This is a genomic window from Pseudomonas sp. TH15 (assembly GCF_016651105.1).
Lineage (GTDB): Bacteria > Pseudomonadota > Gammaproteobacteria > Pseudomonadales > Pseudomonadaceae > Aquipseudomonas.
This window is the reverse complement of record NZ_JAEKEL010000001.1, coordinates 2,309,887-2,323,882: the sequence shown is the minus strand read 5'-3', so window position 1 is coordinate 2,323,882 and position 13,996 is coordinate 2,309,887. Positions and strand designations below refer to the sequence as shown.

13 protein-coding genes are annotated in these 13,996 nt (G+C 59.5%); 3 read left to right on the top strand and 10 right to left on the bottom strand.

Annotation, left to right across the window (positions count from 1 at the left end; all coding sequences use genetic code 11):
• Window positions 1-135: 135 nt before the first annotated feature.
• From tsaB to ppc, 3 genes are all read right to left on the bottom strand, one after another.
• Entirely contained in the window at window positions 136-810 is a 675-nt protein-coding gene (tsaB, locus tag JFT87_RS10380; RefSeq protein ID WP_201200984.1) for a tRNA (adenosine(37)-N6)-threonylcarbamoyltransferase complex dimerization subunit type 1 TsaB, read from the bottom strand.
• A gap of 93 nt (window positions 811-903) precedes the next feature.
• Window positions 904-1,551, bottom strand: coding sequence for an adenylate kinase (gene adk / locus JFT87_RS10375; protein WP_054047246.1), 648 nt, complete (start codon window positions 1,549-1,551; stop codon window positions 904-906).
• A gap of 288 nt (window positions 1,552-1,839) precedes the next feature.
• Entirely contained in the window at window positions 1,840-4,470 is a 2,631-nt protein-coding gene (gene ppc, locus JFT87_RS10370; protein ID WP_201200978.1) for a phosphoenolpyruvate carboxylase, read from the bottom strand.
• Between the two features lie 200 nt (window positions 4,471-4,670).
• Here ppc and JFT87_RS10365 point away from each other — a divergent pair, with 200 nt between their 5' ends.
• The 3 genes from JFT87_RS10365 (at window position 4,671) to JFT87_RS10355 (ending at window position 6,649) form a co-directional block, all read left to right on the top strand.
• A complete protein-coding gene (locus JFT87_RS10365; RefSeq protein WP_201195553.1) occupies window positions 4,671-5,015 on the top strand; it encodes a pilin assembly protein in 345 nt (114 codons plus the stop codon).
• A 376-nt stretch (window positions 5,016-5,391) separates the two neighbouring features.
• Window positions 5,392-5,805 carry a DUF4398 domain-containing protein gene (locus tag JFT87_RS10360; protein ID WP_201200977.1) on the top strand — a complete coding sequence of 138 codons (414 nt, stop codon included), beginning with the start codon at window positions 5,392-5,394 and terminating at the stop codon, window positions 5,803-5,805.
• Between the two features lie 55 nt (window positions 5,806-5,860).
• Window positions 5,861-6,649: an OmpA family protein gene (locus tag JFT87_RS10355; protein ID WP_201200976.1), complete on the top strand. Its 789-nt coding sequence runs from the start codon at window positions 5,861-5,863 to the stop codon at window positions 6,647-6,649.
• 246 nt (window positions 6,650-6,895) lie between these two features.
• Here the strand turns inward: JFT87_RS10355 and JFT87_RS10350 are convergent, their stop codons facing one another.
• The 7 genes from JFT87_RS10350 to prfB form a co-directional block, all read right to left on the bottom strand.
• On the bottom strand, window positions 6,896-7,225 hold the full coding sequence (locus tag JFT87_RS10350; protein ID WP_201200974.1) for a hypothetical protein: 330 nt from the start codon (window positions 7,223-7,225) through the stop codon (window positions 6,896-6,898).
• Window positions 7,222-8,136 carry an alpha/beta hydrolase gene (locus JFT87_RS10345; protein ID WP_201200973.1) on the bottom strand — a complete coding sequence of 305 codons (915 nt, stop codon included), beginning with the start codon at window positions 8,134-8,136 and terminating at the stop codon, window positions 7,222-7,224. Before JFT87_RS10345 ends, JFT87_RS10350 begins: the two co-directional genes overlap by 4 nt.
• Before the next feature lie 213 nt (window positions 8,137-8,349).
• Window positions 8,350-9,627: a flavohemoglobin expression-modulating QEGLA motif protein gene (locus tag JFT87_RS10340; protein WP_201195562.1), complete on the bottom strand. Its 1,278-nt coding sequence runs from the start codon at window positions 9,625-9,627 to the stop codon at window positions 8,350-8,352.
• A 36-nt stretch (window positions 9,628-9,663) separates the two neighbouring features.
• The gene (locus JFT87_RS10335; RefSeq protein WP_201200972.1) at window positions 9,664-10,224 is read right to left on the bottom strand and encodes a hypothetical protein; all 561 of its coding nucleotides are present in this window, start codon (window positions 10,222-10,224) and stop codon (window positions 9,664-9,666) included.
• A gap of 144 nt (window positions 10,225-10,368) precedes the next feature.
• Window positions 10,369-11,085: a TetR family transcriptional regulator gene (locus tag JFT87_RS10330; protein ID WP_201200970.1), complete on the bottom strand. Its 717-nt coding sequence runs from the start codon at window positions 11,083-11,085 to the stop codon at window positions 10,369-10,371.
• Between the two features lie 102 nt (window positions 11,086-11,187).
• Window positions 11,188-12,690, bottom strand: a complete 1,503-nt coding sequence (lysS, locus tag JFT87_RS10325; protein ID WP_201200969.1) for a lysine--tRNA ligase — start codon at window positions 12,688-12,690, stop codon at window positions 11,188-11,190.
• A 103-nt stretch (window positions 12,691-12,793) separates the two neighbouring features.
• A protein-coding gene (gene prfB, locus JFT87_RS10320; protein ID WP_201195569.1) for a peptide chain release factor 2 occupies window positions 12,794-13,889 on the bottom strand; the annotation gives its coding sequence in 2 pieces (ribosomal slippage) (window positions 12,794-13,816 and window positions 13,818-13,889; 1,095 coding nt in all).
• Between the last annotated feature and the right edge of the window lie 107 nt (window positions 13,890-13,996).

Genomic DNA, 13,996 nt, shown 5'->3' with positions numbered 1-13,996 from the left:
AAAGCGGGCGGGTAGAAACTGACGATTGGCGTCGTCTGCAGAAATCTTTCGCGAGCAGGCTCGCTCCCACAAGGACGGCGCAGTACCTGTGGGAGCGAGCCTGCTCGCGAAAGGGCCAACTCGGTATCGAGTGAATCAACGGGCCTTGGGCGTGGCGACCTTGTCGCGCAGATAAACCGGCTGCGCCTCATCCGCCACAATCGCCTCCCCTCGCGCCCAGGCAAACCGCGCCAGCGTCAGCAGGTCTTCAGCATGGGGCAACATTCCCGCATCCTGCCCGATCAGGTTAACGCCGATACGCTCGGCATACCCCCAACCGGTGCCCGCGCCGAACCACTCGCCGCTGGCATCGGCCGGCAATGCTGCGACTTCCGGCGGCAACACGGCTTCGTTACCGACAAGCCGCATCTCCCCCGCCGTTTCGCGGTAGCAGCCCCAATACACTTCATCCATCCGCGCATCGATGGCCGCTGCGACTTGGCTTACGCCGTGTTCGCGATAGGCACGCTGGGCCAGTACGGCCAGATCAGACACCGGCAACACCGGACGCTCCAGCGCAAACGCCAAACCCTGCACCACGCCAATGGCGATCCGCACACCGGTGAAAGCGCCGGGCCCACGGCCGAACGCGATGGCATCCACCGCTTGCAGGGTGGTACCGGCGTCGGCCAGCAATTGCTGGATCATCGGCAGCAGCTTCTGCGCATGCAGGCGCGGGATCACCTCGTAATGGCTCGTGACCTTGCCGTCATGCAGCAAGGCAACGGAGCAAGCTTCAGTCGCGGTGTCCAGGGCCAGCAAGGTGCTCATCGATGTTTCCGTAAGAGAGGTCAGAAAAAGTGCGCCAGTATAAACAACTACGACCCGCAAGCGGGCCGTAGAAGATGAAGCGATTCAGACTTTTCAGTTCAGCGCTTCAAGCACTTTGCCGGTGATCGCTTCAACCGAGCCAACACCTTCGATGTGGCTGTACTTCGGTTTGCCCTGAGCGGTGGACAGCTCCTGGTAAAACTTCACCAGCGGCTCGGTCTGAGCGTGGTAGACCGAGAGACGATGACGCACGGTTTCTTCGGTATCGTCTTTGCGCTGCACCAGTTCGTCACCGGTGATGTCGTCTTTACCGGCAATTTTCGGCGGGTTGTAGACGATGTGGTACACGCGGCCGGAAGCCTCGTGAACACGACGCCCGGCGATACGCTGGACGATGTCTTCGTCTTTGACGTCGATTTCGACCACGTGGTCCAGTTCGACGCCGGCCTTCACCAGGGCTTCAGCCTGGGGAATGGTGCGCGGGAAACCGTCGAACAGGAAACCGTTGGCGCAATCGGCCTGGCTGATGCGTTCCTTGACCAGGTTAATGATCAGGTCATCGGAGACCAGACCACCGCTGTCCATGACGCTCTTGGCGATCAGGCCCAGCTCAGTGCCGGCCTTGACCGCTGCACGCAGCATGTCGCCAGTGGAGATTTGCGGAATGCCGAATTTTTCGGTGATGAACTTAGCCTGAGTACCTTTACCGGCCCCGGGAGCTCCCAGCAGAATGACGCGCATCGATGTGCTCCTCAATTTTTTATATAGATAACGTCAGATTCGCCTCGTGGGGCCAATCTCAAAAATAGGGTCGTGGCCGCCCAAACGGCCAAAGGCTGATCAAGATACACAGCAGGCCCTGCCCACACAAGCCGCCGAAAGTCGGAGAAACCCGCGCCCATCGTGACCTTGGGACGGGGTACCCCAAGTCGTAACCCCATCATTAACTGTCGCCTGCCAGACCTTTTCCGGCCTTCGCCCAAGGGCACCCGGCCTGCGTGCCGAGCGCCCGGACCCAAGAGGAAAACCTTAGCCGGTATTTCGCAAACCGGCGGCAATCCCCGCCACAGACACCAGCAGCGCCTGTTCTACCGGGCTGCCCTGCGCCACTTCCTGTTGCCGCGAACGGGCCAACAGCTCAGCCTGCAATAGATGAAGGGGGTCGAGGTAAGTGTTGCGCAGGCGAATGAATTCGAGGGTGTCTGGGCTATGTGCCAGTAGCTGCGACTGGCCAGTCAGGCCAAGGACCACCGCACAGGCCTGCGACAATAGGTCGCGTAAGTGCGCGCCCAAAGGTAGAAGATCCGGCTCCACCAGCCGCTCATCGTAAGACAGCGCGATGTCCGCGTCAGCCTTGGCCAGCACCATTTCCAGCATATCGATGCGCGTGCGGAAGAACGGCCACTGCTCGCGCATCTGCCCCAGCAACTCACCTTCACCACGTTCCAGTGCCTTGCTCAGGGCAGCCTCCCAACCGAGCCAGGCCGGCAGCATCAGGCGTGTCTGGGTCCAGCCGAAGATCCACGGAATCGCTCGCAGGCTTTCAATCCCGCCAGCGCGGCGCTTGGCCGGGCGACTGCCCAACGGCAACCGTCCGAGTTCCTGTTCCGGCGTGGACTGACGGAAGTACTCGACGAATTGTGGATTCTCGCGCACCACGGCGCGGTAAGCACTGACACCATCCGCCGCCAATTCGTCCATCAGATGACGCCAGGCAGGCTCCGGCGGCGGTGGCGGCAGCAAGGTCGCTTCGAGCACCGCGGCCAGATACAGATTGAGGTTCTGCTCGGCGATGTCCGGCAAACCGAATTTGAAACGGATCATTTCCCCCTGCTCAGTGGTGCGGAAACGCCCCGCCACCGAACCCGGCGGCTGCGACAGAATTGCCGCGTGCGCCGGGCCGCCACCACGGCCCACGGTGCCACCGCGACCGTGGAACAACAGCAACTCCACTTGCTGCTCGCGGCAGATATCCACCAAACGTTCCTGCGCCCGATACTGCGCCCAGGCCGCCGCCGTGGTGCCGGCGTCCTTGGCCGAATCGGAGTAACCGATCATCACTTCCTGCGGCCCTTGCAGGCGCGCGCGATAGCCCGGCAGCAGCAACAGCTTTTCGATCACCGGGCCGGCGTTATCGAGGTCGGCGAGGGTTTCAAACAGCGGCACCACGCGCATCGGCCGCAATACGCCGGCCTCTTTGAGCAACAGTTGCACCGCCAGCACATCGGAAGCGGCGCCGGCCATGGAGATCACATAAGAGCCGAGGGACGCGCCCGGTGCAGCGGCGATTTCCCGGCAGGTCGCCAGCACTTCGGCGGTGTCAGCGGACGGCTTGAAATACGCCGGCAACAATGGCCGACGATTGTTCTGCTCGCGCATCAGGAAGGCGATGCGCTCTTCCTCGCTCCAGTCTTCGTAGCGACCGAGGCCCAGGTAATCGGTGATTTCAGTCATGGCAGCGGTGTGCCGCGACGAATCCTGACGCACGTCGAGACGGACCAGGAACAAGCCAAAGGTCACCGCACGACGCAGGCAATCGAGCAGCGGACCGTCGGCAATCACGCCCATGCCGCATTCATGCAGCGAGTTGAAACACAGTTCCAGCGGATCAAGCAGGTCGCGGTTGTTTTGCAGCACATCGGCGGTTGCTGACGTGCTCACTTTCAAGGATGCCTGGGCCCAATTGCGAGTTGCCCGCAGACGTTCGCGCAATTGCTTGAGCACCGCGCGGTAAGGTTCGGCGCTGTCGCCGGCCTTGGCTTTCAGGGCTTCACTGGCCTGCTGCATCGACAACTCGGCGGCCAGATGATCGACATCACGCAGGTACAAATCAGCCGCCATCCAGCGCGCCAGCAACAGCACTTCGCGGGTGACGGACGCCGTGACATTCGGGTTGCCGTCGCGATCGCCGCCCATCCACGAAGCAAAGCGGATCGGCGCCGCCTCCAGTGGCAAACGCAGGCCGGTGGCGGCGTGCAGCGCTAGATCGGCCTTGCGCAAATAGTTGGGAATCGCTTGCCACAGCGAATGTTCGATCACCGCAAAGCCCCATTTGGCTTCGTCGACAGGCGTTGGGCGGGTGCGGCGGATTTCTTCGGTGTGCCAGGCTTCGGCGATCAGACGCTGCAATTTCGCCTGGATCTGCTCGCGCTCGGCGCTGGTCAGGTCACGATGGTCCTGGGCCGCCAGTTGCGCGGCGATGGCATCGTATTTCTGGATCAGCGTGCGGCGGGCCACTTCGGTCGGGTGAGCGGTTAACACCAACTCGATTTCCAGTCGACCGAGCTGTCGCGCAAGGGATTCGGCGCTGTGGCCTTCAGCACGCAGACGGGCGAGCAGTTCCGGCAGCACCCGGGCTTCGAACGGCGCGGGCTGCGACTCTTCGCGGCGGTGAATCAGCTGATATTGCTCGGCGATATTGGCCAGGTTGAGGAACTGGTTGAACGCCCGCGCCACCGGCAGCAACTCGTCTTCGCTCAATTGGTTGAGGCTGGCGCTGAGTTCGGCGTCCATCGAACCGCGACGGTCGGCCTTGGCGCCCTTGCGGATCTGCTCGATCTTGTCGAGAAAACCATCCCCGTACTGTTCACGAATGGTGTTGCCCAACAGTTCACCCAACAGGTGAACGTCCTCGCGCAAGCGTGCATCAATATCGGTCATCAGCAGTTCTCCAGCAAAAATCCGGGCGGCTATGAACGTTAAGAGTGCCGCCGTAAAGCGGTTCTTACAAGCAAACGACGAAGGGACTTTAAACCTTAGGCGTTAAAGCTAGTCTCAACAGTAAGCCGTACAACGGCTGCCGCCGGCCAAAGCCGGACACTCACCCTGCCTGCCACGAGCAGGTGTGCCATGAGGTCATTATGAAAATTCGCGAGCTAGCCCAGCATTGGGAAGAAAACGCCAAGGGTCGCCTGACCGACACTGGCTACACGATTCACCTGGACGTGGAAGCCGCCGCCCGGCTGGCAGCGATTACCGAGATGTACCCCAAACGGCATCCCGAAGAACTGCTGGGCGAGTTGATCGGCGCGGCGCTTGAGGAGCTCGAGGCGAGTTTCCCCTACGTGAGAGGCCAGACCGTGGTGGCGACCGACGAAGAAGGTGACCCACTGTACGAAGACGTCGGTCCGACCCCGCGTTTTCTCGCATTGTCCCGCCGTCATTTGCACGATTTATCGGCTGGTAGCGACAAGCAAAAACATTGATCCCGTCGCAGAACCTGTGGGAGCGGGCTTGCTCGCGAAAGCGGTGTTTCAGGCAACAAAGATGATGAATATCAGACCGTTTTCGCGAGCAAGCCCGCTCCCACATTGACTTGCATTCCCCTTCAAAAATGGCGTGTTCCCGAGTCTCGAAAAGACCGGCAATACCGCTGCGCATCGCCAAAGTTCCCGGTTTAGAGCCTTGTCCATTCGGTCAAAGTTTTTTCAGGCGATAGGCCATCTTCTCTGAACTTTTGAAAAACGCCTCGGGTCGTACCCATTAACCACGCCTGGTACGGCCGTTTCATTTCACGCTTTGAATGTTCGGTGACGGCTCCTTAAACCAGGATGGAATTTGATGTTTTTCAGGAGTTATCCAATGGAGTTGAAGACCATGAAGACCAGCACTGCCAAATCCTCGTTCACCCACCTGCGCGGTCTGAAACTGGCTGCCTTGGCGATCGGCAGCACCTTTGTACTCGCCGGTTGCGCTGGCAATCCGCCGACCGAGCAATACGCCGTGACCCAATCGGCCGTTAACAGCGCCGTCAGCGCCGGCGGTACCGAGTTCGCAGCCGTGGAAATGAAGTCTGCGCAGGACAAGCTCAAACAAGCCGAAATCGCCATGCACGACAAAAAGTATGACGAAGCCCGGACCCTCGCCGAGCAAGCCGAATGGGACGCTCGCGTCGCGGAACGCAAGGCTCAGGCGATGAAAGCCGAACAGGCTCTGAAGGATTCCCAGAAAGGTGTTCAGGAACTGCGTCAGGAAAGTCAGCGCACTGTGCAGTAAGCGCGCATCCGGACCACACGCCTGAAGCTCTTATCGATAGAAAGGACGAACCATTATGCGTAAACAATTGATGATCCCCGCTCTCCTGGCCGCAAGCGTTGCCCTGGCAGCTTGCTCCACCCCGCCGAACGCGAACCTGGAACAGGCCCGCGTGAACTACTCCGGCCTGCAAGCCAACCCGCAAGCGAGCAAAGTCGCGGCCCTTGAGACCAAAGACGCCAGCGATTACCTGGACAAGGCTGACAAGGCCTACCAGGACAAGGAAAACCAGGCCAAGGTCGACCAACTGGCGTACCTGACCAACCAGCGCGTGGAAGTCGCCAAGCAGACCATCGCCCTGCGCACCGCTGAAAACAACCTGAAAAACGCCGCAGCCCAACGTGCCCAGGCTCGTCTGGATGCCCGTGATCAGCAGATCAAGCAGTTGCAAGACAGCCTGAACGCCAAGCAAACCGATCGCGGCACCTTGGTCACCTTCGGTGATGTGCTGTTCGCTACCGACCGTGCTGACCTGAAGTCCAGCGGTCTGGTGAACATCAACAAACTGTCGCAGTTCCTTCAGGAAAACCCGGACCGTAAAGTGATTGTCGAGGGTTACACCGACAGCACCGGCACCGCGAGCCATAACCAGTCGCTGTCCGAGCGTCGTGCCGATTCGGTACGCACAGCGCTGGTGAAAATGGGCGTTGATCCAGCGCGCATCGTCGTTCAGGGGTATGGCAAGGAATACCCGGTTGCCGAAAACGGCAGCGTTTCGGGCCGTGCGATGAACCGTCGGGTGGAAGTGACCATTTCCAACGACAACCAGCCAGTGGTGCCACGTTCGGCAGTCAGTTCGAACTAAGCTTCACGCGGTAACGTAAAAGCCCCGCCTGATCTGATCAGGCGGGGCTTTTTGTTGCTGGTGACTTGATGGCTGCCACTGTTTTTGTGGCGAGGGAGCTTACTCCCGCTGGGCTGCGCTGCAGACCCTAAACCTCGCACCGTATTCCTTCAGGCAGACGGCATTAATGGGTTGGCGGCTGCTACGCAGCCGAGCGGGAGCAAGCTCCCTCGCCACAGTGGATCAGCGCCACGCCGGAATCGGGGGTTACGGCTCAAGTTTCTGCGGCGTTTCCTGCCCCATGCAGCGCACGGCTTTTTTCTGGCCGTTGATCAACACTCCACTCAGGCCTTTCTGTTCGGTGTCGAACAGCACCAGTACGCCATCGACGCACTGAGCGACTTGCGCGGCCGGTTCCAGGGCGATTTTGTAGTCTTCGCCCGGCACGGTCTTGAGCATGGTGAATTCGTTGAGCAGCAACGCATCCTCAGGCTTGGCGAAATGCAGGTAGCCGTAGTACCACAGCACCCCGACAGTACCGAGAATGGTGCAGATACCGGTGATGATCAGCGGGATGGCGTTACGTTCTTCACTCATTGCGGACTCTCTGGTGGTTCATCTTTTGAATTCAGGGGCACCGGGTAATTCGGGATTTCACCCAGGCGGCGCAGACCGTTGAAATGCTGCGGGTCTTCGAGGTAGCGCAGCATCACCTGACGCCAGACCGGGTCGGCGAAGGTCTGCACATGACCGCCACGGGTCAGTTGCAGCACCCGCGGTGGCGGCGCAGCTTGATACAGACGAATGCCGTTGGAAAGGGGCACGAGGTTGTCGTCGATGCTGTGGTAGATCAGTTTCGGCACGCCCTTGAGCTGCGCCATGGAGTTGATCGCGCTGTCACCGTCCGGCACCAGCCACGACAACGGCACCTGAAATGGCCAGGTCAGCCACGAGGTAGTCAGGGCAAATCGACCGACATCCCGGTAGCTGGCGGGCGCGCCATCGAGGACCAAGGCCTTGAGCTGGGGCTGACGTTCCGGGTGTTGGACCAGGTAATGCACGGCCATCGAGCCGCCGAGGCTCTGACCCAGAACGATCAACGGCTTGCCCTTGACCTCGGGCGCCTGGTCGAGCCATTTGAACGCGGCGTCGATGTCCTGATAGATCTCCGGCAGCGACGGTTTGCCTTCGGACAAGCCATAACCGCGGTAGTCCACCAGCAACACTTGGTAACCCTCTTTCGGTAACCACCAACTGCCACCCAAGTGGTAAGAAAGGTTGCCGCCATTGCCATGCAGGTGCAGCACCGTACCTTTGACTTCGACGCCTTTTGCCGCCGGTAGCCACCAACCGTGCAGCTTCAGGCCATCGGCGGTGGTCAGGGTGACGTCGCGAAATTCGAGCTTGGCTTTGTCCGGGGTGAATGGCTGGCCGGGCTCGGGGTAAAACAGCAGCGAGCTGCAACCGCCGAGGGCCAGGAGCAGGCAGAAGATGCCGAGGATTCTCATCCGTTGAAACCTCGCAGTGAATGTTGGAGTTCGTAACCTGACACATCATTGTGGCGAGGGGGCTTGCCCCCGTTCGGCTGCGAAGCAGTCGTGAAACCTGATTACGCGGTGTGACGAAACAAATGTTGGGGGCCGCTTCGCGGCCCAACGGGGTGGTACGGCATTCCGACAAGCCCCCTCACCACAGTAACCCTCCACATTCATCTGGTGTGATCACAGGATGTTGGAGTAATCCGCTTCGATCCGGTCCAGGCTCAGGTGATTGAGGAAGTTGGAGAAGCACATCCACGCCGACAGTGCGTTCAAGTCGCGGAACTGATCCGGCAAATACTTGGGCGGCACCACTAGGCCTTCGTCCACCAGCTGGCGCAAGGTCCGCATGTCTTCCAGCGTCGTCTTGCCGCAAAACAGCAGCGGTATCTGCTCAAGCTTGCCTTTACGCACGGCCAACTGAATGTAGTTGTAAACCATGATAAAGCCCTTGAGGTAGGACAAGTCTTTGGTAAATGGCAGCCCATTGGGCACCGAACCACGGAAAACCCGGCTGGCGTTGCCGTAGCTTTCGGCCATTTCGAAGCCTTGCTCGCGGAAGAACTCGAACACCTGCAAGAAGTCCGCGCCCTCCTCGACCATGTGAATGGCGCGGGTACGGTTAGTCAGTTTGCGCAGTCGGCTCGGGTACGAGGCAAAAGTGATGATTTCCATCAGGATCGCCAGGCCTTCCTGAGTCACGGTGGACGACGGCGGGCCCTTAGACAGGAAGGTGCAGATCGGCTGGTTCAAACCGTTGAGGGTCGTGCCCACATGCACCAGGCCTTCGTGGACTTCCAGCGCCCGCACATCACGGTCGTTGAACATCGCATCGGCGCGAATCTTGATGTAGTCGGCGCCCGCCGCCGCATCAGCGACGATCCCGTCGGACTCGAACACCCGAATGGTTTCCTCAGCCTCGCCAAACACCTTGTTCAAACGGGTTTGCAGCAAGTGAACGGCGTCCTTGGCGGTGAGGATTTTCGGTTCGTCCTTCAGGTCGCCACGGCCGTCGATGTTGTTCAGGTAGTCGGACATCATCAGGCCCAGGTCAGCCAGGGTCGGGTCGCCGGCGTGGAACGCGTCGGACGCGGCGCCATACAATTCCTGGGAAATCAGCCCGAAATCCTCGGTGCCGCGCGCTTCGAGCATGCGCACCACCATCCGGTATTCCTTGCACATGCGACGCATGATCTGGCCGACCGGGTTGAACTGGCCGAGTTGACGGGTGATGTCGCGCTCGATGTTCTGGAATTCCAGCTTCACCTTGCTGGAGTCAAAGGACAGCGGCCGGTTCAGGTAATAGTCGCGGTCCACGGCCGGCATTTCCTTGCCCTTGGCCTTGAGGAAACCCTTGCGGATGTTTTCGTCCCATTTGACCGCATCCAGAACGCGAATCGGCGTCTGCGCCAGCACTATGCGATCGGACAAAATGCGTATCGTCTGCTGGTAATCGTCCACCCGAAACTCCTGTAGAAAAACCGTAACGTACTGGATTTATTTGACTTTTGCTTTGGCCAGGCGCTGATAGCGCACCGCTTCAACGAATACATCGGAATTGGCCGGGTCGTCGAGGTAAGCGAAGACTCGGTCCAGGCTGTTGTTGATCAACACACCGTCGCCGTCGTCCGTCTGGAAGCCTTCGCCACTGAGGGCTTTTTGCCCCACGGCCTGGTTGATCTGCTCGAGGTCGAGGTTGTAGACCACCAGTTCATGCTGTTCGTTGAGCTCGAAACCGGCAATCGTGAAATGCCCGCCGAATTGGGCCGGCACTGCAGCAGACAGGTACCAGCGATTGCCGTGGCGCGACACAGTGAAAGGATAGGCTTCACGCTCGTGCGGCTTGGCCTTGAAGTAGCTGACAGCCTGATAACGGTTGTCGCCGATGCGCGTCAGCTCAAGGTTCATCGGTTCACCCCAGGCGTTGGTGCTGGTCCATTTGCCGAGCAGTCCTTTGGGCGCGGGTTCGCTCGAAGCCAGCGGTTCCTTGAAGGTCACCAGACAGCCACTGAGCAGCAGGAACGACAAGGCGATCACTACGACGCGCCAGGCTTTCATTCAACACTCCCTATGAACCTGAAACACTTTCCCCTGTAGGAGCTGCCGAAGGCTGCGATCTTTTGATCCTGATCTTCGGCAATGCTGAAATCGCCAAAGATCAAAAGATCGCAGCCTTCGGCAGCTCCTACAGGGGGATCGGCGTCAAACGGACGCGAGCACCAGGTGCATGTATCGAGTCAGAATGCCAAGCATGTCTTGCTCGGCCAATGGCTCGGCTTCGTTGAGAAGGCCCTGATATTCCATCCGTCCGATAATCGCCGTCAACACCTTGGCATCTTGTTGGGGTTCACGGGAACCCAGCACTTCAAAAAGCTGGCAGGTGCCCTGCAGCAAAATTTGCTGATGGGAGCGCACCAACAGCGCCAGGCGCGGGTTAAGCAACGCTTCCTGGCGGAAGGCTTGCTCGGCCATCAAGTGCTCGCGGCGGTTGATCAATTGCCGGTGAACATAGTCGGCCATCAGCTGTGCAATATCGTCTGCCAACTGCGAGCGCGACTCAGGCGTGCCATCGCCGCTGACAACCATCTCGCGCAACAGCCCTTCATTGCTGGCCCACAGTTTGCCCATGTAGGCCGCACTGCGTTCCACGTATTGAGCGAAGGTATCGGTGAGCAAGTCATCGATGTCCTTGAAATAGTAAGTGGTGGCCGACAACGGCACACCGGCCTCGGCCGCCACGGCACGGTGACGCACCGCCCGTACGCCATCACGCACGACAATGCGCATCGCCGCATCGAGAATTTCCTGTCGCCGCTGTTCGCTGCCCTGTCGGCTGGCCTTGCGGCCCTGGTACTGAACGCTTTCAGCGACCGCAGTGGCGATACCCGCTGCACCTTCTTGAGCCATTGCACGATTCACGACAGGTATTCCTCTCTCACGCCAAAAGTAACCAGTTGATACGTTTGTACCAGACAGGCAATAAAAAGCCGCCTGTTTTAGGCGGCTTTTTTACTGAAACGCTTACGCTTGCGGCCGCATGTGCGGGAACAGGATCACATCGCGAATCGACGGTGAGTTGGTCAACAACATCACCAGGCGATCGATGCCGATACCTTCGCCGGCCGTTGGCGGCATGCCGTACTCCAGCGCGCGAACAAAGTCGGCGTCGTAGTGCATGGCTTCGTCGTCACCAGCGTCCTTGTCGGCCACTTGAGCCATGAAGCGCTCGGCCTGGTCTTCCGCGTCGTTCAACTCGGAGTAGGCGTTGGCGATTTCGCGACCACCGATGAACAGTTCGAAACGGTCAGTGACGTTCGGGTTGTCATCGTTGCGACGGGCCAGCGGCGACACTTCGAACGGGTACTGGGTAATGAAGTGCGGCTGTTCCAGCTTGTGCTCGACCAGCTCTTCGAAAATCATCACCTGCAGCTTGCCCAGACCTTCAAAGCCCAGCACCTTGGCGCCGGCCTTCTTGGCAATGGCGCGAGCCTTGTCGATGTCGGTCAGGTCGTCAGCGGTCAGCTCAGGGTTGTACTTGAGGATCGAGTCGAACACCGACAGGCGCACGAACGGCTCGCCGAAGTGGAACACTTTGTCGCCGTAAGGGACGTCGGTGCTGCCCAGAACCAGCTGAGCCAGTTCGCGGAACAGCTCTTCGGTCAGGTCCATGTTGTCTTCATAGTCGGCGTAAGCCTGGTAGAACTCCAACATGGTGAATTCTGGGTTGTGACGAGTCGAAACGCCTTCGTTACGGAAGTTGCGGTTGATCTCGAAGACTTTCTCGAAACCGCCGACAACCAGGCGTTTGAGGTACAACTCAGGGGCGATCCGCAGGTACATGCCCATGTCCAGGGCGTTGTGGTGCGTTTCGAACGGCTTGGCCGCCGCGCCGCCCGGAATGGTTTGCAGCATCGGCGTTTCGACTTCGAGGAAGTCACGCTGCATCAGGAAGCTGCGGGTGTGCGCAATCACTTGCGAACGCACGCGGAAGGTCTTGCGCACGTCTTCGTTGACGATCAGGTCAACGTAGCGCTGGCGGTAGCGCTGCTCGGTGTCGGTCAGGCCGTGGTGCTTGTCTGGCAGCGGACGCAGGGACTTGGTCAGCAGGCGCACGTCGGTCATTTCGACGTACAGGTCACCCTTGCCGGAACGGGCCAGGGTGCCAACGGCTGCGATGATGTCGCCCATGTCCCAGGTTTTCACCGAGGCCAGGGTGTCTTCGGACAGGGTTTTACGGTTGACGTAAACCTGGATGCGACCGGTCATGTCCTGGATCACCATGAACGAGCCACGGTTGAGCATGATGCGACCGGCAACCTTGACCGGGATTGCAGCCTCTGCCAACTCTTCCTTGGTCTTGTCCGCGTACTGCTTCTGCAAGTCTTCGCAGTAGTTTTCACGGCGGAAGTCGTTCGGGAAGGCATTGCCCTTGGCGCGCTCGGCAGCCAGCTTTTCCTTGCGCAGGGCGATCAGGGAGTTTTCTTCCTGTTGCAGGGCTTGCGGGTCGAGTTCTAGGTCGCTCATGTCTTTAAAAATTCCATCACAGGTTCGTTGCCCCCGGCTGTGAGCCGGGGTTCGCGGGCAAGCCTCGCTCCTACAGGTATCCGCAGATTCTGTAGGGCGTGCCTTAGAGCCCTTGTTTCAAGCTGGCTACCAGGTATTCGTCGATGTCGCCGTCGAGCACCTTGTCGCAGTCACTGCGTTCGATGTTAGTGCGCAAATCCTTGATTCGCGAGGCATCGAGCACGTAAGAGCGAATCTGGTGACCCCAGCCGATGTCGGACTTGGTGTCTTCCAGGGCCTGGGAGGCGGCGTTGCGTTTCTGCACTTCCTGCTCGTACAAGCGCGCCCGCAACATTTTCATCGCGGTGTCTTTGTTGGCGTGCTGGGAGCGTTCGTTCTGGCAGCTGACCACGGTGTTGGACGGTACGTGGGTGATACGTACGGCCGAGTCGGTGGTGTTTACGTGCTGACCACCGGCACCCGAGGAGCGGTAGGTGTCGATGCGCAGGTCCGACGGGTTGATGTCGATTTCGATGTTGTCATCGATTTCCGGCGAGACGAACACAGCCGAGAACGAGGTATGGCGGCGGTTGCCGGAATCGTACGGGCTCTTGCGCACCAGACGGTGCACGCCGATTTCGGTACGCAACCAGCCAAAGGCGTATTCGCCCTTGATGTGGATCGTGGCGCCTTTGATACCGGCGACTTCACCGGCCGACAATTCCATGATGGTCGCGTCGAAACCGCGTTTGTCAGCCCAGCGCAGGTACATGCGCAGCAGGATGTTGGCCCAGTCCTGAGCCTCGGTACCGCCAGAGCCGGCCTGGATGTCCAGGTAGGCGTTGTTGGCGTCCATTTCACCGCTGAACATACGACGGAATTCGAGTTTTTCCAGGGATTCGCGCAGACGTTCGACTTCGGCAGCGACGTCATCGACGGCGGCCTGGTCTTCTTCTTCGGCGGACATCAGCAGCAGGTCTTTGGCATCGGCCAGACCGGTGTGCATTTCGTCGAGGGTTTCGACGATCTGAGCCAGCAGCGAGCGCTCGCGACCCAGTTCCTGTGCGTACGACGGGTTGTTCCAGACAGCCGGATCTTCAAGCTCGCGATTGACTTCAGTCAGACGCTCATGCTTTTGATCGTAGTCAAAGATACCCCCGAATAGTTTCGGAGCGCTCGGACAGGTCCTTGATACTGTTAAGGATCGGGTTGATTTCCATGGCGGGCAGCACTCGTTGGCGAACTTTTGAAAGCCGGCGAGTATAACGTAATCAAGCTGTCACGGCAGCCCGCCTGGCGCTTTAGGGGTGAATGATTAAAGCGAACG

Coding starts and splice junctions, on each gene's coding strand:
- tsaB (WP_201200984.1), bottom strand. CDS start 810: ATGAGCACCTTGCTGGCCCTGGACACCGCGACTGAAGCTTGCTCCGTT.
- adk (WP_054047246.1), bottom strand. CDS start 1,551: ATGCGCGTCATTCTGCTGGGAGCTCCCGGGGCCGGTAAAGGTACTCAG.
- ppc (WP_201200978.1), bottom strand. CDS start 4,470: ATGACCGATATTGATGCACGCTTGCGCGAGGACGTTCACCTGTTGGGT.
- JFT87_RS10365 (WP_201195553.1), top strand. CDS start 4,671: ATGAAAATTCGCGAGCTAGCCCAGCATTGGGAAGAAAACGCCAAGGGT.
- JFT87_RS10360 (WP_201200977.1), top strand. CDS start 5,392: ATGGAGTTGAAGACCATGAAGACCAGCACTGCCAAATCCTCGTTCACC.
- JFT87_RS10355 (WP_201200976.1), top strand. CDS start 5,861: ATGCGTAAACAATTGATGATCCCCGCTCTCCTGGCCGCAAGCGTTGCC.
- JFT87_RS10350 (WP_201200974.1), bottom strand. CDS start 7,225: ATGAGTGAAGAACGTAACGCCATCCCGCTGATCATCACCGGTATCTGC.
- JFT87_RS10345 (WP_201200973.1), bottom strand. CDS start 8,136: ATGAGAATCCTCGGCATCTTCTGCCTGCTCCTGGCCCTCGGCGGTTGC.
- JFT87_RS10335 (WP_201200972.1), bottom strand. CDS start 10,224: ATGAAAGCCTGGCGCGTCGTAGTGATCGCCTTGTCGTTCCTGCTGCTC.
- lysS (WP_201200969.1), bottom strand. CDS start 12,690: ATGAGCGACCTAGAACTCGACCCGCAAGCCCTGCAACAGGAAGAAAAC.